18 protein-coding genes and 2 pseudogenes are annotated in these 18,026 nt (G+C 73.3%); 5 read left to right on the forward strand and 15 right to left on the reverse strand.

All coding sequences use genetic code 11. The annotated features are described in order from the left end of the window. Positions 1 to 31: 31 nt before the first annotated feature. From ACWCPN_RS12110 to ACWCPN_RS12145, 8 genes and pseudogenes are all read right to left on the reverse strand, one after another. Complete coding sequence (locus tag ACWCPN_RS12110; protein ID WP_451204590.1) at positions 32 to 1,717, reverse strand: PP2C family protein-serine/threonine phosphatase; 1,686 nt, start codon at positions 1,715 to 1,717, stop codon at positions 32 to 34. Further along, positions 1,701 to 2,765 carry a SpoIIE family protein phosphatase gene (locus tag ACWCPN_RS12115; RefSeq protein ID WP_451204592.1) on the reverse strand — a complete coding sequence of 355 codons (1,065 nt, stop codon included), beginning with the start codon at positions 2,763 to 2,765 and terminating at the stop codon, positions 1,701 to 1,703. The genes ACWCPN_RS12110 and ACWCPN_RS12115 overlap by 17 nt, the downstream gene beginning before the upstream one ends. Beyond that, the gene (locus ACWCPN_RS12120) at positions 2,765 to 3,211 is read right to left on the reverse strand and encodes an ATP-binding protein (protein ID WP_451204594.1); all 447 of its coding nucleotides are present in this window, start codon (positions 3,209 to 3,211) and stop codon (positions 2,765 to 2,767) included. The genes ACWCPN_RS12115 and ACWCPN_RS12120 overlap by 1 nt, the downstream gene beginning before the upstream one ends. Continuing rightward, a complete protein-coding gene (locus tag ACWCPN_RS12125; RefSeq protein ID WP_451204596.1) occupies positions 3,211 to 3,588 on the reverse strand; it encodes an STAS domain-containing protein in 378 nt (125 codons plus the stop codon). The genes ACWCPN_RS12120 and ACWCPN_RS12125 overlap by 1 nt, the downstream gene beginning before the upstream one ends. Then, a complete protein-coding gene (locus tag ACWCPN_RS12130) occupies positions 3,585 to 4,481 on the reverse strand; it encodes an STAS domain-containing protein (RefSeq protein WP_451205251.1) in 897 nt (298 codons plus the stop codon). The genes ACWCPN_RS12125 and ACWCPN_RS12130 overlap by 4 nt, the downstream gene beginning before the upstream one ends. 212 nt (positions 4,482 to 4,693) lie before the next feature. Beyond that, positions 4,694 to 5,197: an SRPBCC family protein gene (locus tag ACWCPN_RS12135; RefSeq protein WP_451204598.1), complete on the reverse strand. Its 504-nt coding sequence runs from the start codon at positions 5,195 to 5,197 to the stop codon at positions 4,694 to 4,696. Between the two features lie 123 nt (positions 5,198 to 5,320). Then, on the reverse strand, positions 5,321 to 6,508 hold the full coding sequence (locus tag ACWCPN_RS12140) for an acyltransferase family protein (RefSeq protein ID WP_451204600.1): 1,188 nt from the start codon (positions 6,506 to 6,508) through the stop codon (positions 5,321 to 5,323). A gap of 482 nt (positions 6,509 to 6,990) precedes the next feature. Beyond that, positions 6,991 to 7,085, reverse strand: a pseudogene (locus ACWCPN_RS12145). Positions 7,086 to 7,375: 290 nt separating this feature from the next. Between ACWCPN_RS12145 and ACWCPN_RS12150 the strand changes: the two are divergent. From ACWCPN_RS12150 to ACWCPN_RS12160, 3 genes are all read left to right on the forward strand, one after another. After that, positions 7,376 to 7,813, forward strand: coding sequence for a Fur family transcriptional regulator (locus tag ACWCPN_RS12150; protein WP_451204602.1), 438 nt, complete (start codon positions 7,376 to 7,378; stop codon positions 7,811 to 7,813). A gap of 73 nt (positions 7,814 to 7,886) precedes the next feature. Continuing rightward, positions 7,887 to 10,118, forward strand: a complete 2,232-nt coding sequence (gene katG / locus ACWCPN_RS12155; RefSeq protein ID WP_451204603.1) for a catalase/peroxidase HPI — start codon at positions 7,887 to 7,889, stop codon at positions 10,116 to 10,118. Positions 10,119 to 10,350: 232 nt separating this feature from the next. Continuing rightward, positions 10,351 to 10,953, forward strand: a complete 603-nt coding sequence (locus ACWCPN_RS12160) for an Rv1733c family protein (protein ID WP_451204604.1) — start codon at positions 10,351 to 10,353, stop codon at positions 10,951 to 10,953. 99 nt (positions 10,954 to 11,052) lie between these two features. On the opposite strand, the gene ACWCPN_RS12165 is transcribed toward ACWCPN_RS12160, so the two are convergent. Further along, positions 11,053 to 11,988, reverse strand: a complete 936-nt coding sequence (locus ACWCPN_RS12165) for a serine hydrolase (protein WP_365129310.1) — start codon at positions 11,986 to 11,988, stop codon at positions 11,053 to 11,055. Further along, complete coding sequence (locus tag ACWCPN_RS12170) at positions 11,985 to 12,962, reverse strand: LysR family transcriptional regulator (RefSeq protein ID WP_451204606.1); 978 nt, start codon at positions 12,960 to 12,962, stop codon at positions 11,985 to 11,987. Before ACWCPN_RS12170 ends, ACWCPN_RS12165 begins: the two co-directional genes overlap by 4 nt. Positions 12,963 to 13,102: 140 nt before the next feature. Here ACWCPN_RS12170 and bla point away from each other — a divergent pair, with 140 nt between their 5' ends. Continuing rightward, positions 13,103 to 14,023 carry a class A beta-lactamase gene (gene bla / locus ACWCPN_RS12175; protein WP_451204607.1) on the forward strand — a complete coding sequence of 307 codons (921 nt, stop codon included), beginning with the start codon at positions 13,103 to 13,105 and terminating at the stop codon, positions 14,021 to 14,023. A 244-nt stretch (positions 14,024 to 14,267) separates the two neighbouring features. Then, complete coding sequence (locus ACWCPN_RS12180; RefSeq protein WP_365129304.1) at positions 14,268 to 14,441, forward strand: hypothetical protein; 174 nt, start codon at positions 14,268 to 14,270, stop codon at positions 14,439 to 14,441. A gap of 13 nt (positions 14,442 to 14,454) precedes the next feature. On the opposite strand, the gene ACWCPN_RS12185 is transcribed toward ACWCPN_RS12180, so the two are convergent. The 5 genes and pseudogenes from ACWCPN_RS12185 to ACWCPN_RS12205 all read right to left on the reverse strand — a co-directional run bounded on the left by ACWCPN_RS12185 (position 14,455) and on the right by ACWCPN_RS12205 (position 18,011). After that, on the reverse strand, positions 14,455 to 15,474 hold the full coding sequence (locus ACWCPN_RS12185) for a phosphotransferase (RefSeq protein ID WP_451204609.1): 1,020 nt from the start codon (positions 15,472 to 15,474) through the stop codon (positions 14,455 to 14,457). A gap of 58 nt (positions 15,475 to 15,532) precedes the next feature. Continuing rightward, positions 15,533 to 15,627 (reverse strand): annotated as a pseudogene (locus ACWCPN_RS12190). 171 nt (positions 15,628 to 15,798) lie between these two features. After that, positions 15,799 to 16,557, reverse strand: coding sequence for a polysaccharide deacetylase family protein (locus ACWCPN_RS12195; RefSeq protein ID WP_451204611.1), 759 nt, complete (start codon positions 16,555 to 16,557; stop codon positions 15,799 to 15,801). Positions 16,558 to 16,782: 225 nt separating this feature from the next. Further along, on the reverse strand, positions 16,783 to 17,175 hold the full coding sequence (locus ACWCPN_RS12200) for a RidA family protein (protein ID WP_199213128.1): 393 nt from the start codon (positions 17,173 to 17,175) through the stop codon (positions 16,783 to 16,785). Positions 17,176 to 17,240: 65 nt separating this feature from the next. Further along, positions 17,241 to 18,011, reverse strand: a complete 771-nt coding sequence (locus tag ACWCPN_RS12205) for an isoprenyl transferase (RefSeq protein WP_451205254.1) — start codon at positions 18,009 to 18,011, stop codon at positions 17,241 to 17,243. Positions 18,012 to 18,026 lie beyond the last annotated feature (15 nt).

The following is an 18,026-nucleotide window of genomic DNA, read 5'->3' on the forward strand; positions in this document are numbered from 1 at the left end:
CCCCCTCGCGCGGGGGCCGGCGCACGGCTGTTCAGGACTCCGAGGTGCGGCAGAGCAGCAGACAGACGTCGTCGTCGTGCTCGGAGTCGTGCAGCATCGGCTTCAGCAGCGACTCGGCCGCCGCGTCCAGGTCGTCCAACTCCGCGGCCCCGAGGGCCTCCAGGGCCCGGGCGAGCCGGTCGATGCCCGCGTCGATCCCGGCCGACCGCCGCTCCACGAGACCGTCCGTGTAGAGCGCCAGCGTGGAGCCGGCCGGCAGTCGCACCGAGTGTTCCTCGTACTCGTACGCCAGGGGCACACCCAGCATGATCCCCGGCTTGAGGTCCAGGACACCGACCCTGCCGTCGGGATCCCGGGTGACGGCCGGCGGATGCCCGGCGGCGGCCCACACCACCGTCGGGTCGCCCGGGGTGAAACGGGCGACGGCGCAGGTCGCGTACAGCTCCGGCTGCTGGTGGCGGAGCATCCGGTGCAGCAGGGTGAGGATGCGGGCGGGGCCGTTGCCCTCGACGGCGTACGCGCGCAGGGCGGTGCGCAGCTGACCCATGATCACCGCCGCGCGCAGCCCGTGCCCCGTGACGTCCCCTATCACCGCGAGGACGCTGCCGTCGGGCTGCGGGAACGCGTCGTACCAGTCGCCGCCGATGTTCAGGCCGCGGGTCGCGGGCAGATAGCGCGCGGCCAGTGACACCCCCCGGACCTCGGGCAGTTCGGTGAGCTGCGCGCGCTGCAGCGCCTCGGCGACGTCCCGGTGCTGCTCGTACTGGCGGGCGTTGTCCAGCGCGATCCCCGCCCGCCGGCCCAGCTCCAGCAGCATCACGGTGGAGTCCGGGTCGAATCGCTCGCCCGGCGCGGTCAGCGTCAGCACCCCCTGCACCGTGCGCGCGCCGAGCGGGATGCACAGCAGCGGCCGTTCGGGGGAGAGGGGGGAGGGCGGCAGGTCGTCCACGCCGGGCAGTTCGCCGGGGTGCCGGGCCGCGTGCTGCGGGCGGCCCGTGCGGGCCGCGGTGAGCGTGGCGACCGCCCGGGTGTCCGTCGGCGTGCGCCCGTCGTCGGCGAGCCAGATGTCGACGTCGGCGGCGTACTCCGGGACGAGCAGGTCGGGCAGCCTGCGCAGGATGTCGTCGTGTTCGAGGGAGGCGTTCAGGGCGGCGCTCGCGTTCGCCAGGAACGTCAGCAGCCGCCGGGCGTTCTCCGCCGCGGTGCGTGCCGCCCGTTCCGCGTCCAGCAGTTCGTCCTGCGCCAGCGCCGCCGCCTCCAGCTCGGCGTGCAGCGCCAGCACCCCCTGGTTGGTCTGGTGGAGTTCGTCCCGGTGGAAGGCGACCATCTCCTCCGTCTCGGTCAGGCTCTCCAGTACCGCGTCCGCGTCCGCGTCGGCGTCCAGCAGCGCCTCGGCGAGCCGCGTGCCGTCCAGCTCGGCGGGCGTGGGCAGCGGTGTGGCCACCGGGCGGGGACAGGTCAGGGTGTGCCGCCACGCCCCGGGCCGGCCGGGTCGCCGTACCGCGACGTGCAACTGCCCGGAGGCGTCGGCGCGGACGGTGACCTCGGCGCCGCCCTCGCCGATACAGCGGCGCAGCCGCGCGGTGAACGCGGTCAGGAACCGGGCACGGTCGAGCGCGGGCAGGCCGGCGTCCGCCGTCAGCCGCGCGAGCACGGCACGGGCGCGGGCCGCGTCGGCGGTCGAGTCGATGGTCCAGAGGTCACGGGCGGCTGTCATGGGAGCTGGTCCGGCGGTCGGGGGCCAGTACGGCCACACTGGTGTCGTCGCGTACGGGGCGGGCGGGGCTGCTCGCGTCGCGGAGGATCGTCGCGGCGACCACCGTCGGGTCGCGGGCGAGCAGCCCGGGGTCGTCGGGCGGCGCCCAGCGGCCCGGCAGCCCGTCGCTGTGCACGACGAGCAGGCTGTCCGCGTGCCACGGCATCCTGCGCAGCGGAACCTGTGCCGGGAAGTAGGCCCCGACGATGCCCGGATGGGAGATCAGGGACGTCCAGGTGTCTCCCGTGCGCAGCCGGGCGCCGGCGTTGCCCACCCCCGCGAAGCGCAGTTCCCGCCGCTCGGTGTCCACCTGCGCCACCACGGCGGCCGCGCCCCGGGTGCGCCGCAGGGCGGTGTGCAGACGGCGCAGTATCTCGACCGGTGGCAGATGCGCGGTACCGCGCAGCTCCTCGACCGCGGCGGTGGAGGCGTGGGCCGCCTTGGCGCCGTGCCCGAGACCGTCGGCCAGCAGCAGCGTGAGCAGGGGACCGGAGCGCGCCCAGCTCCAGGAGTCCCCGGAGTGCTCCGCATGGTCGAGCGCGACGGTGATTCCGCCCACCGGTACCTCCCGCGCCGAGGCGCCGCCGGCCCGGGCGGCGGCCACCTGGTCGACGCGGGCCGTCGCCACCGTTCCGCTGCCGGGGACGCTGTGCAGGTGGAAGGCGTTCGCGAGCCGATGGCAACTGCCCAGGCCCGCCCCGAGGGATCCGTCGGCGGTGCTGAACCCGTCCCGCAGGGCCGTGCCGACGTCCGCGATGCCCGGCCCCTGGTCGAGCGAGCACAGCTGCACCGACGGCGCGTCGCCGTCCGGCCCGTCCACCAGGTTCAGCACCATGCGGCCCCCGTCGGCGTGCTTGAGCAGATTGGTCGCCAGCTCGGTGGCGACCAGCGCGGCCGCCGCGGTGCGCTCCTGACCGAGACCCGCGACGGCGCTCGCGGCCTCGGCCGCGACCCGGACGTCCCGGACCCGTGTCGAGTCGTGCACCGGGATCTCCCACACCCGGCCCATCACACCGCCGTCCTGGCCGGCGGCACCGGAGTGACCCAGGCGACGGCCGTCACCGTGGTGCCCCGGCCGGGCGCGGTGTCCACGGCGAACTCCTGTACGAGCCGCTTGGCACCGCTCAGTCCCAGACCCAGACCGCCGCCGGAGGTGTAGCCCTCGGTCATCGCCAGGTCCAGGTCCCGGATGCCCGGGCCCTCGTCGGTGAAGCGCATCCGCAGCCCCGGAACGCCGCCGTGCTCCAAGGGGGTGATCTCCGCACGCCCGCCGCCGCCGTGCACCAGCGTGTTGCGGGCCAGTTCACTGGCCGCGGTCACCAGTTTGGTCTGCTGCACCAGGCCGAAGCCGAGCGCCGCCGCGGACTGCCGCACCTGCTGCCGGACGTAGGCCAGATCCCCGTCCGAGCCGATGGGCAGACGGGTCGAGCAGGCCTGGCCGGACGACGCCGGCATCACTTCTCCTCCGGTGAGAGCAGTTCCATGGCGCGGTCGACATCGAGAGCGGTGGTCAGACCGGGCAGGGTCAGCCCCAGCTCGACCAGGGTGATCGCGACCGCCGGCCGCATACCGGCCAGCACCGTACGGGCGGCGAGCAGCCGCGCCGTCGACGCGATCTCCGCGAGCACCCGGCCGAGGAAGGAGTCCACGATCTCGACGCCGGAGATGTCGATCACCACACCGGTCACCCTGCTGGCGGCGACACGGCTGGAGATGTCGTGCTGGAGCTGTTCGGCCATGCCGTCGTGCAACTCGCCCTGCAGCGAGACGAGCAGTATGTCGCCCAGCGCCAGGACGGGCACCTGAACCTGACCGGAGAAGGGCTGGATCACCGCGTGCCCGCCCCGGCGCCCGTGCGGGCGGAGACCTCGATGCCCTGCCGGCCGAGCGCGTAGGCGAGCGCGTCGGCCAGCGAGGACCGGGTGACGACCGTCCCGAGGTCGATGCCGAGCTGCACGATGGTCTGCGCGATCGCCGGCCTGATGCCCGAGACGATGCACTCCGCGCCCATCAGCCGCGCGGCGGCCACCGTCTTCATCAGGTGCTGCGCGACCAGCGAGTCCACGGTGGGCACACCGGTGATGTCCAGGATCGCGTACCGGGCCCGCTGTTCGACGATCGCCTCCAGCAGGGACTCCATGACCACCTGGCTGCGCGCGCTGTCCAGGGTGCCGATCAGCGGCACGGCGACGGTGCCCTCCCACAACTGGATGACGGGCGTGGCCACTTCGAGCAGCTGCTGCCGCTGCCGGTGGATCAGGTCCTCACCCGCGTGCAGCGCCGTCTCCATCACCACCAGACGCAGGGTGCCCATGATCAGGGTCAGGGCGAGCTGACCCTCCTGCGCCTCGGGTCCCGACGGATCGGAGAACTCCTCGCGCAGCAGATCGACCGCCGGGCCGCGCAGCGAGGCCACCTCGTCGGAGATCTGCCCCGGGCTGGAACCCGTACGGGCCCGGGTCGCGGCCATACGGCCGAGCTGCTCACGCACCGTGCCGAAACCGGGGGCGTCGATGTCCTCGAACCGGCCGCTCATCGCCACGTCCGCGAGCGCGTCCAGCACGGCCTTGCACGCCTCGACCGCTTCGTCGCGGGAGACGGTGAACACCGAGCGGAACAAGGGAGCGTCCGCCCAGCGCTGCGCGATCTGCTCCTGACGCCGCTCCAGAAACGTGCTCACCACACGAGACGCCGACGCGGCCGCATCCTGCTCCGGCACGTGAATCCTCTCCCTTCCGCGCGGCCCGGCTCCGCTCCCGTCCGGCCGGTTGCGGGCCGATGGCCTCCGTACGACAGACAGCAGGGGCCCACGCCGCGAGCGGCGGAACCCCGGACGGCCCGGCGGCCGAGGCCGCCGGGCCGGTGTCGGAGGCCGTCTACCCAGGATCAGGAAGACCTCTCCGTACTGTTAGACACATCACTCGGGCGCGCGACGGATCAGATCGTCCCGCCGCCGCCCGGACCGGCCGTCGGGCTGCCGCCCGGACCGGCCGTCCCGCCGCGCCACGCCCCGGTCTCCCGGCCGCCGCGCTGCTCGATGAAGTCCTTGAACCGGTGCAGATCCCCGGAGACCCGCCGCTTGACGACACCGAGCTTGTCGCCGACCGTCTCGGCCAGCCCCTCGGGCTCGAACTCCATCTGCAGCATGACCTTCGTGGTGGAGTCGTCGATGCGGTGGAAGGTGACGACACCGGCCTGCTTCGCCTCGCCGTCCACGGTGGTCCAGGCGACCCGCTCGTCCGGCCGCTGCTCCGTGATCGCCGCGTCGAACTCCCGCCGTACACCGGCGACGTTGGTCACCCAGTGGGTGAGGGTGTCGGTGCGCTGCTCGATGCGCTCCACCCCCTCCATGAACTCCGGGAACGTCTCGAACTGGGTCCACTGGTTGTAGGCGGTGCGCACCGGGACGCCGACCCGCACGGACTCCTCGACCTGCGACATACAGGAACACCTCTCGTTCTCGTCGGCTGTACGAAGAGCGGGTTCCTGTTCGGCGCCAGGTCATGCACGCGATCCCGCGAACGGGTGACGCGGGGCAGGTGCCGAAGTCGCGGGCGGCGCCCGTCAGTCCCGGGCGGGCGCCGGGGCCTCCCGCGTTCCGGCGACCGGCTCGCGCGGCTCTCGTGACTCGCCGCCGGTCCGCCGGCGGCGCAGCAGCAGGCGCCTCGCGGGCCGCTCCACCGCCTCGTACAGCACCCAGGACAGCGCCAGCGACACGGAGAAGGCGACCGCCGTCACCGTCAGGCCCGCGAGCAGACCGAAGTGCGGTTTCGTGCCAAGCAGTTGGGTGCCCGCGCGCAGGACCAGCAGGTGGATCATGTAGAAGGCGAAGGACAGCTCCCCGAGCCGCACCAGCCGCCGGCGCCGCCACAGCGACGGCAGGCCACGCAGGTCAGCGTCGGCCGCGGCCGGGATGAGCAGGGCGAACCCGGCGATGGTGCAGACGGTGGCCGAGTAGCCGGGTGTCACCTGGGGCACCAGGAAGTAGCCGATGACCGCCAGCGCCAGCGAGGCCTCCAGGCCGGGTCCGCGCCACCGGCCGAGCAGTACCAGCCGGGCCGCGACGGCGCCGAGCACGAACTCCGGGAGCCGGGCGGCGGGCATCGAGTACAGGGCCTGCTCCGTCCAGTGGTGGGCGTCCGCCCGGGCCAGGACGAGCACGGCCACCACCGACAGCACGCCGAGCACCGTCGCGCCCCGGGCGCCCAGTCGGCGCAGCAGCAGGAACAGCAGCGGGAAGGCCGCGTAGAAGAACGCCTCGCAGGCCAGCGACCAGCTCACCGGGTTCAGCGTCTGCCACCAGGGACGCCACCACGAGTGCACCAGCAGCAGGTTGGACAGTGCCTGTCCGGAGGTGGGTCTCGGCTGGTGGGGCAGTGCGTACGCCATGAGCAGGGCGATGCCCAGGGTGACCAGGTGCACCGGGTAGACGCGCGCGATGCGCCGTCGCCAGAAGGCGGGTGCGCGGTCGTGGGGGCGCGCGGACCACGTCAGTACGAAACCGGACAGCACGAAGAAGAACGACACCCCCGTGGCGCCCGCCCCGAAACCCCACAGGACGATGCGGCCGGCCTCGCCGCCGAAGTAGCCGAAGTTGTTCACGTGCAGTCCGAAGACCAGCAGTGCCGCTACCCAGCGCAGCCCCGTGAGGGACGGCAGGGCGGGCCGGGCGGCTGGCGGGGCGGAACCGGCCCTGGTATCGCCGGTTCGTGTGGGCGGCGTCCGGGTGGTCCGGGTCGTCGCCGTGGTCATCACATCACCTGCCGCGGGAGGGTTGCGTGGGGCATAAAGGGGAACGTTGCCCGTTCGCGCCTTTGCATTCACGTCGCGTTGCAGACATCACACTGCTGCCGAACGAATCGGCCCGGTGCATGCCACGGACGGCGCCACCCTGGCATCCATACGAGTGAAAGGCCCGTGTCCCCGCAACGCTGCCCCGTTGCCCGACGGCGGTGCCGTGGCCGGTGCGCCCGGCGTGTCGCGGCCGACCGTGACGGCAGTGGGCGACGGTGGGAGCGGGTCGACCGCCTCGCCGGTTCCGCCGGCTGCGGATGCCGGCGCAGGAGCGGGCAGGGCCGGCGTTCGTTCCGCCGGTGGGGGAGCGGCGGGCGAGCGGGTGCGGTGGGTGGGCCGGTGGCCCAGGCGTCGACGCGCGACGGCCGGGACGCGGCGGTCGGTACGCGGCGGTCGGCACCCGACGACGGCGACGCACCGGTGCCCGGGGCTCACGGCGGCGGAGAGGGCAGGATTCGAACCTGCGTGGACCCCTCGCGGGGTCCGACCTCGAGCGTGCTCTCGGTCCCCGATCAACCACTCCGGGCACCTCTCCCTGTTCCCGGCCCGGTCTCCCGCGCCGTTCACACGCATCACTGTGGCAGCGGTCGCTGACCGGGCCCTGACATCGCGCTGACGTCGATCTCCCCGCGCTCACCCGTTCGGAGGACCCGTCGGCTCGGCGCGCCGTCCGGTGAGCGGTACGGCCACATGATGCGTTCACACGACGCCTCCGGCGATGCCGGGCAGAGCCACGCGCAGGCGAACGCCGGGTGTCGGCAGGAATCCAGAATTGGATGCTTCGTTTCATTGAACCCTTCGTGTTTACAGGGGTAGGTTCGGCCCATGACCGCATCCGGTGCTCCGACCACCGCCGAGGAGCTGCGCGGTGCCGGCCTGCGCGTGACGGCGGCCCGTGTCGCGCTGCTGGAGACAGTCCGGAACGGTGACCACCTCGGTGTCGAGGCGATCGCCTCCGGGGTCCGCGACCGCGTGGGCCACATTTCCCTGCAAGCCGTCTACGAGGCACTGCACGCGCTGACCGCGGCCGGCCTCGTGCGGCGGATCGAGCCGGCGGGCAGCGCCGCCCGGTTCGAAGGCCGCGTCGGCGACAACCACCACCACCTCGTGTGCCGGTCGTGCGGTGCCCTCGCCGACGTCGACTGCGCGGTCGGCGACGCGCCCTGCCTGACCGCGTCCGACGACCGCGGCTTCTCGATCGACGAGGCCGAGGTCGTCTACTGGGGCACCTGCCCCGACTGTTCCACCGGCCGTATTTCCTGAGTTCCCGAGTTCCCGAGTTCCCGAGTTCCTGAGTTCCTGAGCACAGAGTTCCGTTCCGTTCGGAAGGATTGCCATGACTGAGAACCACGAAGCGATCGTCACAGACGCGAAGTCGGAGGAGCCGAGCGGCGGCTGCCCCGTCGCGCACGGGCGAGCCCTGCACCCCACCCAGGGTGGTGGCAACCGTCAGTGGTGGCCGGAGCGGCTCAACCTGAAGATCCTTGCCAAGAACCCGGCCGTCGCCAACCCGCTGGGTGCCGACTTCGACTACGCCGCGGCGTTCAAGTCGCTGGACCTGCCCGCCGTGAAGCAGGACATCGCCGAGGTGCTCACCACCTCCCAGGACTGGTGGCCGGCCGACTTCGGCCACTACGGCCCCTTCATCATCCGGATGGCCTGGCACAGCGCGGGCACCTACCGCATCAGCGACGGCCGCGGCGGCGCCGGCGCCGGCCAGCAGCGCTTCGCCCCGCTGAACAGCTGGCCCGACAACGCCAACCTGGACAAGGCCCGCCGGCTGCTGTGGCCGGTCAAGAAGAAGTACGGGCAGAGCCTGTCCTGGGCCGACCTCCTGGTCCTCGCCGGCAACGTCGCCCTGGAGTCCATGGGCTTCGAGACCTTCGGCTTCGCCGGCGGCCGCGAGGACGTGTGGGAGCCGGAGGAGGACGTCTACTGGGGTCCCGAGACCACCTGGCTCGACGACAAGCGCTACACCGGTGACCGCGAGCTGGAGAACCCGCTCGGCGCCGTCCAGATGGGCCTGATCTACGTCAACCCGGAGGGCCCCAACGGCAACCCGGACCCGATCGCCGCGGCCCGCGACATCCGTGAGACGTTCCGCCGCATGGCGATGAACGACGAGGAGACCGTCGCGCTGATCGCCGGCGGCCACACCTTCGGCAAGACCCACGGCGCCGGCCCCGCCGACCACGTCGGCCCCGACCCGGAGGCCGCGGGCTTCGAGGAGCAGGGCCTGGGCTGGCGGAGCACGTACGGCACCGGCAAGGGCGCCGACGCGATCACCTCGGGCCTCGAGGTCACCTGGACCACCACGCCCACCCGGTGGAGCAACGGCTTCTTCGACAACCTCTTCGGCTACGAGTGGGAGCTGACCGAGTCCCCGGCCGGCGCCAAGCAGTGGAAGCCGAAGGACGGCGCGGGCGAGGGCACCGTCCCGCACGCCCACGACTCCTCGAAGAAGATCGCCCCGTCGATGCTCACCACCGACCTGGCGCTGCGCCTCGACCCGATCTACGAGCCGATCTCCCGCCGCTTCCACGAGAACCCCCAGGAGTTCGCGGACGCCTTCGCCCGCGCCTGGTACAAGCTGACCCACCGCGACATGGGCCCGAAGTCGCTCTACCTCGGCCCGGAGGTTCCGGAGGAGACCCTGCTCTGGCAGGACCCGCTGCCGGAGCGCGAGGGCGAGCTGATCGACGACGCCGACATCGCGGCCCTCAAGACCAAGCTGCTCGACTCGGGTCTGACCGTCACCCAGCTCGTCACCACCGCCTGGGCGTCCGCCTCCACCTTCCGCGGCAGCGACAAGCGCGGCGGTGCCAACGGCGCCCGCATCCGCCTCGAGCCGCAGCGCGGCTGGGAGGTCAACCAGCCCGACCAGCTCGCGCTGGTGCTGCGCACCCTGGAGAGCGTCCAGCAGGAGTTCAACGCCTCCTCCGGCGCCAAGCGGGTCTCCCTCGCCGACCTCATCGTCCTCGGCGGTGCCGCCGCGGTGGAGAAGGCCGCGAAGGAGGGCGGCTTCCAGATCGAGGTGCCCTTCACGCCGGGCCGGGTCGACGCCGGTGAGGAGCACACCGACGCCGAGTCCTTCGAGGCGCTGGAGCCGACCGCCGACGGCTTCCGCAACTACCTCGGCAAGGGCAACCGCCTGCCGGCCGAGTTCCTGCTGCTGGACCGGGCCAACCTGCTGACGCTGAGCGCTCCGGAGACGACCGTCCTGGTCGGCGGTCTGCGGGTGCTGGGCGTCGGCCCCGAGGGTTCCCAGCTCGGTGTCCTCACCACGACCCCCGGCTCGCTGACGAACGACTTCTTCGTCAACCTGCTCGACCTGGGCACGACGTGGTCGGCGACCTCCGAGGACCAGACCGCGTTCGAGGGCCGGGACGCCGCCACGGGTGAGGTGAAGTGGGCCGGCAGCCGCGCCGACCTGGTCTTCGGCTCGAACTCCGAGCTGCGCGCGCTGGCCGAGGTCTACGCGGGCGACGACGCGAAGGAGAAGTTCGTGAAGGACTTCGTCGCCGCCTGGGACAAGGTCATGAACCTCGACCGGTTCGACCTGGCCTGACCGGCCGACCGAGGGCGTCCGGCCCGGCCCGCACGGGCCTGGCCGGGCGCCCTCGGCGTGCCCGGGTGCGGTGGGAACCGGCCACGGGACCGCCGCCGGTACTGCGGTCGCGGCGGTCGGGGTGCACGATGGTGGGGTGGCGATCCGGATCCCGGTCCGGATCCTCCGGACGCCGAGCGGGCCCGCGCGCTCCGGCACGTGGCCGCCGGCATGCGAGAGGAGGCGGCGGCCGATGACTCGGACACCTCCCACGACGGTGACTCGGGACCGGCTGTGGCGCTGGCGGCGCAACCCACTGCGCCGGCACAGCGACGTCGTCGAGGGCTGGGTCGTGCTCGCCACCTGGATCCTCGCTCTGCTGGGCGCCGTCATCGGCGGCTGGGCGGCGGCGCACTCCGTGGACTCGACACTGACCGCACGGCGGGCCGAGGTGCACGCCGTCTCCGCGGTCCTCACCGACGGCGCGGTGAAGACCCCGGCCACCGGCAGCGGCTACGACGACGGCCGGGTCTGGGCCACGGCCCGCTGGACGGGCCCGGACGGCAAGGTGCACATGGGCCGGACGAAGGTCCTGCCCGGCGCTCCGGCCGGAACCCAGGTCACGGTGTGGACGGACCGCACGGGCCGGTCTGTGCCCGCACCGGCCTCCTCGGCCGAGGCCATGCTGCAGACGGTCCTCACCGGCGCCCTGGTCGCCCAGGTCACCGGCACGACGGTCTGGGCCGGCGGCTGGCTGGTCCGCAACGCGCAGGTGCGGCGCAGGCTGGCCGAATGGGACGAGGAGTGGAAGCGCGTCGGCCCCGAGTGGCGGAACTACAGCGGCGGCCGAGGCTGAGAGCCCGCCGCCGGTCCGCGAGCCTCACCCGTACTCGCCCCATCCGCCTGACCGCCACCCACCTGCCCGCCACCCACCTGCCCGCCGCTCGCCCGCGCCTCACCGCCGCAGCGCCTCGAACGCCTGCCGGGCGCCGATTCCGATCGCCAGGTCGATGTCCGGTGCCTGGGCCGCCCGCCGGTCCGCACGGGTGAGCGCGGCCAGGGCCACCCGGGTCCCGGAGTCCGCTTCGACCACGCCGATCTCGTGCCGCAGATGCAGGAACGTGCCCGTCTTGCCGCTCAGCCGCAGGCTGTCGGCGCGCAGTTCGCTCGCCAGTCGCTGGGTGAAGACCTGGTGTCCCATCAGCCGCCGCAGTTCGGCCGTGGCCCCGGGCCGCGCCACCTCGTCGCGCCACACCCGCCCGAGCAGGCCGACCAGCGCCGAGGCGGTGCCGAGGTTGGCGTGTGCGGGGTCGAGCGTCTCGATGGTGTGCCGTCCCGCCCGCTCGTCGCGCACGGCCAGTTCCAGAGCGAGGGAGAAGTCGTTGCCCGCGGCACCCGCCGCGCACTCGTACATGTGGTTCATCCGGTGCCGTACCCGGATGCCGGAGCACCCCCAGGCTCGCAGCCGGGCGTCCACCTCGGCGACCGGCACCAGGTCGAACAGCGCGTCGGCGGCGGCGTTGTCGCTGACCGAGAGCATCAGGAGGAGCAGGTCGGCGACGGCCACCGTGACCGGGTGGCGGAACGCCGCGATGCCGGTGGGGCCGACACTGGCGACGGCCGGGTCGACCGTCACCTGCTGGGCCGGATCCAGGTCGCCGCTCGCGATCAGGTCCAGCACGACCAGCGCGAACGGCACCTTCACCACGGACGCGAGGGGAACCGGCTCCTCGGTGTCGAAGCCGAGCTGCTCGCCGCTGTCGATGTCGCGGGCGAGGAACGAGCCGCGGACGCCGAGTGCCGCCCAGTCCCGGGCGATCTCCTCGGCGACGTCCAGAAGGGCGCCGTCACCGCGGAGCTGAGCCGGACGGTACGCCGTGTCCCCCGTCATCCGCGCGCCGCCAGCCGCGACGTGGCATCCGTGGGCTCCGGCCCCCCGGCGGCGCGTACGGCGGCCTCGGCACCGGCCGCCGCCGCCAGCACCGCGCACAGCCACTCCGGCACGTCGCCGCGGTGCCGACGCCGGGCGCCCAGCACGTCGTACCCCCGGTGCAGGGAGGCGTTGGCGAGCGGCGTCCAGCCGGCGCCGTGCCGCCGTGCGAAGGGTTCGTCGCACAGCAGCATCGCCCGCCCGGCCAGGGTCTCGGCCAGCGCCGTGGCCGCCGGCCCGGCCGGCCGCACCAGCCGCTCGGGCAGCCCGGCGCGGGCCGCGGCGCGGACCAGCCTGTCCCGCGCGTAGGGCACTTCGTCCTCCGTCGGAGTCAGCACCGGCAGGGGAACGGTCCGTTCCCCGGTGGCGGCGGCGCGGCGCGGCCGCAGGTCCTCGAGATGGACCGGACGCCCCCGCGGGGCGCGCGGCGGCCGCTCCGTGCCGAGGGGCGGCGCGCCCGCCAGGCCGAGCGGCACCCGGTACGCGGCGTGTTCGGGCGGGACGCGCAGCAGCGCGTACGCGAGCGAGCCGTCCGCCAGCCGGACCGCCCGCTCCTGGGGCGGCAGTTCGCGCACCGCGAGGGTGATGCCGCGTTCCGCCGCCGCGCGGATCACCCGTGCCAGTGCCGCCGGCGCACGGTCGGCGGGCACCCCGACGGCCTGTGCCTGGGCCCGGCGGGCGGTCCTGGCGGCCTGTTCGAGGCGCTGGGCGCGGTCCAGGACGTCCTGCGCGTACGGGAGCAGCAGCAGGCCCAGTTCCGTCGTCGCGACCTGCCGCCGGGAACGGTCGAACAGCAGGCCGCCGAAGTGGGCCTCCAGCGTCTTGATACGGCGGCTGAGAAGCGGCTGGGCGATCCCGAGCCGGTCGGCGGCGCGCGAGAAGCTCGCCTCGTCCGCGGTGGCGACATACGCCTCGAGGTGTGCGAGCAGATCCATCCAGCAGTCATATCAATTGGGTATGGGACCTTCAAAGTTCACTCTTGGACATGGGTGGAGTCCTGCTGTTTCGCTGTCCCGGTCGACGAAGATCCACCGAGCCGACGCCCGATCACCGACGACCCGGGAGAACTCCGCACATGACCAGTGCCAGCCCGATGCCGCGCCGCCGCCTGTTCAAGGCCGGTGTCGCCCTCACCACCGCCGCCGCGATGGCCCCAGCCCTGACCTCCACTCCCGCCACGGCGGCTCCGGACGCCCGGCCGGACGAACTCCGGGCCCGTTTCGCCGATCTGGAGCGGCGCTACGGCGCGCGAATCGGCGTTCACGCCCGGAACGCGCGCACCGGCCGCACCGTGGCGTACCGGGCGGGGGAGACGTTCGCGATGTGCTCCACCTTCAAGGCCTTCGCCGCCGCGGCCGTGCTGCGCGACCACGGGGACTGCGCGCCGCTGGACAAGGTGATCCACTACCCGCCGCACGACATCCTCGCCAACTCCCCGCGGACGGAGGCCCATGTGGCCACGGGGATGACGGTGGGCGACCTGTGTGCCGCCGCGATCCAGTACAGCGACAACACCGCCGGGAACCTGCTGCTGCGTCAGCTCGGCGGTCCGGAGGGGCTCACCCGGTTCTTCCGGTCGCTCGGTGACCCGGTGAGCCGCCTCGACCGCTGGGAGACCGACCTGAACACCGCCGTCCCCGGCGATCCGCGCGACACCACCACGCCCGAAGCCCTCGGTGCCGCCTTCCAGCGGCTGACCCTGGGGCGGGCCCTCGCCCGTGCCGACCGCGAGCGGCTCATCACCTGGCTGAAGGGCAACACCACCAGTGGCGAGCGGTTCGGCGCCGGACTGCCACAGGAATGGGTCCTCGCGGACAAGACGGGTACCGGCGACTACGCGACCGCCAACGACATCGGCGTCGCCTGGACCACCCGGGGGACGCCCCTGCTGCTCACCGTGCTGTCCACGAAGGACACCAGGGACGCGCCCGTCGACAACCGGCTGATCCGCGACGCGGCCGCCGTGCTGGCCGAGGCCCTCGCGCCCGGCGAGTAGGGCCGGCCGTGCCGCTCTGCTCTCCGGGCGGACCTACGGCAGCACCTCGTACTCCGGGGCCCTCGGCTGGTCCCTCGCCCCGGACAGGAGCCTCGTAGGCAGCGGGGCGCCGTGACCCGGCGTCCCGCTCCGGCCGGGGAAACCGCGATTTTCCACTACCGCAAGTAACGTGATGATCTTCTCCGCAGTTGTACCAGTCAGTCAATTTGCACGTCCGAGGGGCGTGCTCTGCCCGGAGAAGTCCATGTCCTCTGAAGCCTTCGAGAACGCGCGCCTCACGTACGAGCACCACATGCGGACCTGCCGCCAGTGCCATGTGGACACCGTGCCCTGCGCGGTGTCCAAGCACCTGCTGCGGATCTGCAACAACGCCCGCCGGGAGCTGCTGCGCACGGGCGGGCGGGCCGCCCAGGCCTGAACCCGCCGCCCGGCTACAGCGGGGGCTCCTCGGCGAGTTCCAGCAGCGAGCGGGCGCTCTCGGCCGTCAGGGGGGAGGACTCGGCCGCGGCCGGGAACAGGCCGCCCCAGGCGCGGGCCCGCCCCAGGGCGCTCAGCCGCCAGGCGAGACGTGCCGCGCGCCGGAGCTCCGCGGCCGTGCGGCCGGCTCCCGTCCACGGCTCCAGATAGGCGTCGAGCAGGCGCGGCAGTACGTCCGGCCCGTACCGTTCGCAGGCCTTGCGAGCCGGTACCCGCAGGCTGCAGAACGGGTGCGAAACGGCCGCGTCACCCCAGTCGAAGAAGGTGAACCGGCCCGGCTCCGGGTTGAACAACTGCCCGTCGTGCAGGTCCACATGGTCCAGCGAGTCGGGCACGCCGAGGGCCGCGAGCTCGGCGCACCACTCCACCACCCGGGGTCTCAGTCCCGCCAGCCGGGCGCGTTCGTCCGGCCCCAGCGCCGGACTGTCGGCGACCAGCTCGTCGTAGGCGTGCGGCAGTTCGGTGGTGCGGACGCTCGGTACACCCAGGAGTTCGAGTTCCCGCGTGTGCGGGACCAGCGCGCACTGCATGGCCGCGTACTGGCGCAGCAGCGCCTCCCACGCCTCCGGCCCGACGGGCTCCCGGTCGAGCACGTCCCGGAAGAGGGCGCCCCCGTCGGGCAGCAGCGACCAGCCGCGGCCGGGGTCGACCGCCAGCGGCGCCAGGACGTCCCGCGGCACCCAAACGGCGAGCGCGGCGGTGAGCGCGCCCTCGAAGCCGCTGGCCGGCGGATTCGCCTTGAACCAGACCGTCCTCCGCTCCGCGGCGGCCTGCCGGTCCGTCACGGGCACCCGCGCCAGCACGGACCACGGGCGGAGCCGCACCCGCAGCCCGCCGGCCATCCGCAGCCCGTTGGCGGTGAGTCCGTCCTCCAGCCAGCGGAGGGCCGCGGACCGCCAGCTCTCCTGCTCCCAGGGGGTCACCGCGTCCGGGTAGGCTCCCCGGTCCACGGTCGGTGACGCAAGATCTCGCATCCGGCCATCCCAGCACGGAGCATGCCGTCCGGCCAGCGGTTTTCCATGTCACGAGCGGCGGAGAGGGCAGGATTCGAACCTGCGTGGACCCCTCGCGGGGTCCGACCTCGAGCGTGCTCTCGGTCCCCGATCAACCACTCCGGGCACCTCTCCCTGTTCCCGGCCCGGTCTCCCGCGCCGTTCACACGCATCACTGTGGCAGCGGCCGCTGACCGCGCTCCGACGCCCCGCTGACACCCGCGTCGGATGCGCGCCCCTGCCCACCGCTTCCGGACCGCTGCGGGGCGGCCACCGGGCAACTCCGGCGCCCCGCCCACGTCCCGCTCAGCGCACCGGGAAGCCGAAGGAGTAGCCCTGCTGCTTCAGCCACGGCAGTACGGTCCGCAGGGCGGCCACCGTCTGCGAGCGGTCACCGCCGGCGTCGTGGAAGAGCAGGGTGGGACCGTTGGGGAGTTCCCGCTGGACGGTCGCGACGATGGCCTCGGTGCCGGGCCGCTCGAAGTCCTTGGAGTCGACGTTCCAGCCGAGCGGCCGCATGCCGTGGGAGGCCGCGAGATGCCGGCTGTAGGGGGTGAAGGCGCCGCCGGGGGCGCGGTAGTACATGGGGCGCACCCCGCCGGACGCCTTGGTGATCTGGCGTTCTGCGGTGAGGATCTGCTCCGACTGGTAGGACTGCGGCTTCTTGTCCATGGTGGTGTCGTGCGACACCGTGTGGTCGCACAGCCGGTGCCCGGCCGCCACCACCCGCTTGACGAGGTCGGGGTGGGCCTCGGCCTGGGGCCCGACCATGCAGAAGGTCGCCTTCACACCGTTGTCCCGCAGCACCTGGAGCACCTGCGGGGTCCAGGCGGGGTCCGGGCCGTCGTCGATGGTGATGTTGACGGCGTGGTCGCCGCCGTCGGAGGCGTGCACGATACCGGCGGACACGGGGGCCGCCTTCGGGGCGGCGGGCTTCGCGGCCTGGTTCCCGCCCGCGGGACCCGCCTGCGCGGTCCACACCGAGGTCGCGGCCGCCACCGCCGTCACCCCGACCGCCGCCGCGACCACCCGGCCGTACCATCCCCGCCCGCCGTGCCGTGCCATGTCCCGCCCCGTTCCTGCCGTGTTGGTGTCCCCGTGCACCTGACAGGACGGGCGGGAACGGTCCGGGGATCCCGCTGTTACCGATCAAGGACAATTCCGGGGTGCTTCCGGGACAACGAAGCGAGCCCCGGGACGGGAACGGCCCTCCGCCGCCCGGGTCACCCGGTTGGTCCGCCGCCCGGGTCACCCGGCCGGTCCGGTCCCGCAGCCGGGTCCGTGACTCCGTCAGACCGTGGCCGGGCGGCGCGCGTACACCTCGATCTCGATCTTCATGCGGGGGTCTGCGAGACCGCACACGAGCATCGTCGCGGCCGGCCTGATCTCGCCGAAGCGGCGGCGCAGCACCGGCCAGCAGGGCTCGAAGTCGGCGCGCTCGGGCAGGAGATAGCGCACCCGCACCACGTCGGGGAAGCCGCAGCCGGCCTCGGCGAGCGCGGCCCCGATGTTCCGCAGGCACTGCTCGGCCTGCTCCACCACGTCGTCGGAGATGGTCATCGTGGCGTAGTCGAACCCGGTCGTCCCGGACACATGCACCTGGTCGCCGTCCACCACGGCGCGGGCGTACCCGATCTGCTCCTCGAAGGCGGAACCACCGAGGATCGCGCGTCGCATCGTCATGCGCCGCACGCTAGGCGGCCCGCACGGATCCGTCCAACACCGGCCCCCGGGCGCCGGGATCGCGGTCAGCGGCCGTAGCGGCGGTCCCGGGCGGCGTACGAACGCAGGGCGCGCAGCAGGTCGATCTGACGGAAGGCTGGCCACAGGACGTCGACGAAGTGCACCTCCGCGTAGGCGGACTGCCACAGCAGGAAGCCGGACAGCCGCTGTTCGCCCGAGGTCCGGATGATGAAGTCGGTGTCGTCACCGGCCGGCGAGTACAGGTTGTCGCTGATGTGCTCCAGGTCGAACTCCGCCGCCAGGTCCCGCGGATCGCCACCCGCCCCGATGTGCTTGTCGAAGGCCGCCCTCACGGCGTCGACGATCTCCCGGCGGCCGCCGTAGCCCACGGCGACGTCGACCTTGAGCCCGCCCCGGCCGGCGGTGCCCGCCGCGGCCTCCTTCAGGACACGGGCGGTGTTCCCGGGCAGCAGGTCCAGCGCGCCGATGATCTCGATCTCGCCGGGCTCCCCGGGAGCGCAGACCCGCTGGACGGTCTCCTCGATTATGGCGAGCAGGGGACCGAGTTCGTCGGCCGGCCGGTGGAGGTTGTCGTCGGACAGCATCCACAGCGTGACGTGCCTGATCCCGGCGTCGGTGCACCAGTGCAGGAAGTCCGTGACCTTGGCGCCGCCGACGCGGTAGCCCTCGCGGACGTCGCTGTGGCCCGCGCCCCGGGCCCAGCGCCGGTTGCCGTCCAGCATGATCGCCACGTGCCGCGGCCGCGGCAGGCCCTCCAGCTTGCGGTTCAGACGCCGTACGTAGACCGCTTCCAACGCCGCACGCAAGGCCTTCATCGCCACACCGACATC

The sequence above is a fragment of the Streptomyces sp. NPDC002386 genome (assembly GCF_053593175.1).

Excerpts from the sequence above, each read along its gene's own strand:
- ACWCPN_RS12110 (WP_451204590.1), bottom strand. The coding sequence starts at position 1,717 with ATGACAGCCGCCCGTGACCTCTGGACCATCGACTCGACCGCCGACGCG.
- ACWCPN_RS12115 (WP_451204592.1), bottom strand. The coding sequence starts at position 2,765 with ATGGGCCGGGTGTGGGAGATCCCGGTGCACGACTCGACACGGGTCCGG.
- ACWCPN_RS12120 (WP_451204594.1), bottom strand. The coding sequence starts at position 3,211 with ATGCCGGCGTCGTCCGGCCAGGCCTGCTCGACCCGTCTGCCCATCGGC.
- ACWCPN_RS12135 (WP_451204598.1), bottom strand. The coding sequence starts at position 5,197 with ATGTCGCAGGTCGAGGAGTCCGTGCGGGTCGGCGTCCCGGTGCGCACC.
- ACWCPN_RS12140 (WP_451204600.1), bottom strand. The coding sequence starts at position 6,508 with ATGACCACGGCGACGACCCGGACCACCCGGACGCCGCCCACACGAACC.
- ACWCPN_RS12150 (WP_451204602.1), top strand. The coding sequence starts at position 7,376 with ATGACCGCATCCGGTGCTCCGACCACCGCCGAGGAGCTGCGCGGTGCC.
- katG (WP_451204603.1), top strand. The coding sequence starts at position 7,887 with ATGACTGAGAACCACGAAGCGATCGTCACAGACGCGAAGTCGGAGGAG.
- ACWCPN_RS12160 (WP_451204604.1), top strand. The coding sequence starts at position 10,351 with ATGACTCGGACACCTCCCACGACGGTGACTCGGGACCGGCTGTGGCGC.
- ACWCPN_RS12165 (WP_365129310.1), bottom strand. The coding sequence starts at position 11,988 with ATGACGGGGGACACGGCGTACCGTCCGGCTCAGCTCCGCGGTGACGGC.
- ACWCPN_RS12170 (WP_451204606.1), bottom strand. The coding sequence starts at position 12,962 with ATGGATCTGCTCGCACACCTCGAGGCGTATGTCGCCACCGCGGACGAG.
- bla (WP_451204607.1), top strand. The coding sequence starts at position 13,103 with ATGACCAGTGCCAGCCCGATGCCGCGCCGCCGCCTGTTCAAGGCCGGT.
- ACWCPN_RS12180 (WP_365129304.1), top strand. The coding sequence starts at position 14,268 with ATGTCCTCTGAAGCCTTCGAGAACGCGCGCCTCACGTACGAGCACCAC.
- ACWCPN_RS12185 (WP_451204609.1), bottom strand. The coding sequence starts at position 15,474 with ATGCGAGATCTTGCGTCACCGACCGTGGACCGGGGAGCCTACCCGGAC.
- ACWCPN_RS12195 (WP_451204611.1), bottom strand. The coding sequence starts at position 16,557 with ATGGCACGGCACGGCGGGCGGGGATGGTACGGCCGGGTGGTCGCGGCG.
- ACWCPN_RS12200 (WP_199213128.1), bottom strand. The coding sequence starts at position 17,175 with ATGACGATGCGACGCGCGATCCTCGGTGGTTCCGCCTTCGAGGAGCAG.
- ACWCPN_RS12205 (WP_451205254.1), bottom strand. The coding sequence starts at position 18,011 with ATGAAGGCCTTGCGTGCGGCGTTGGAAGCGGTCTACGTACGGCGTCTG.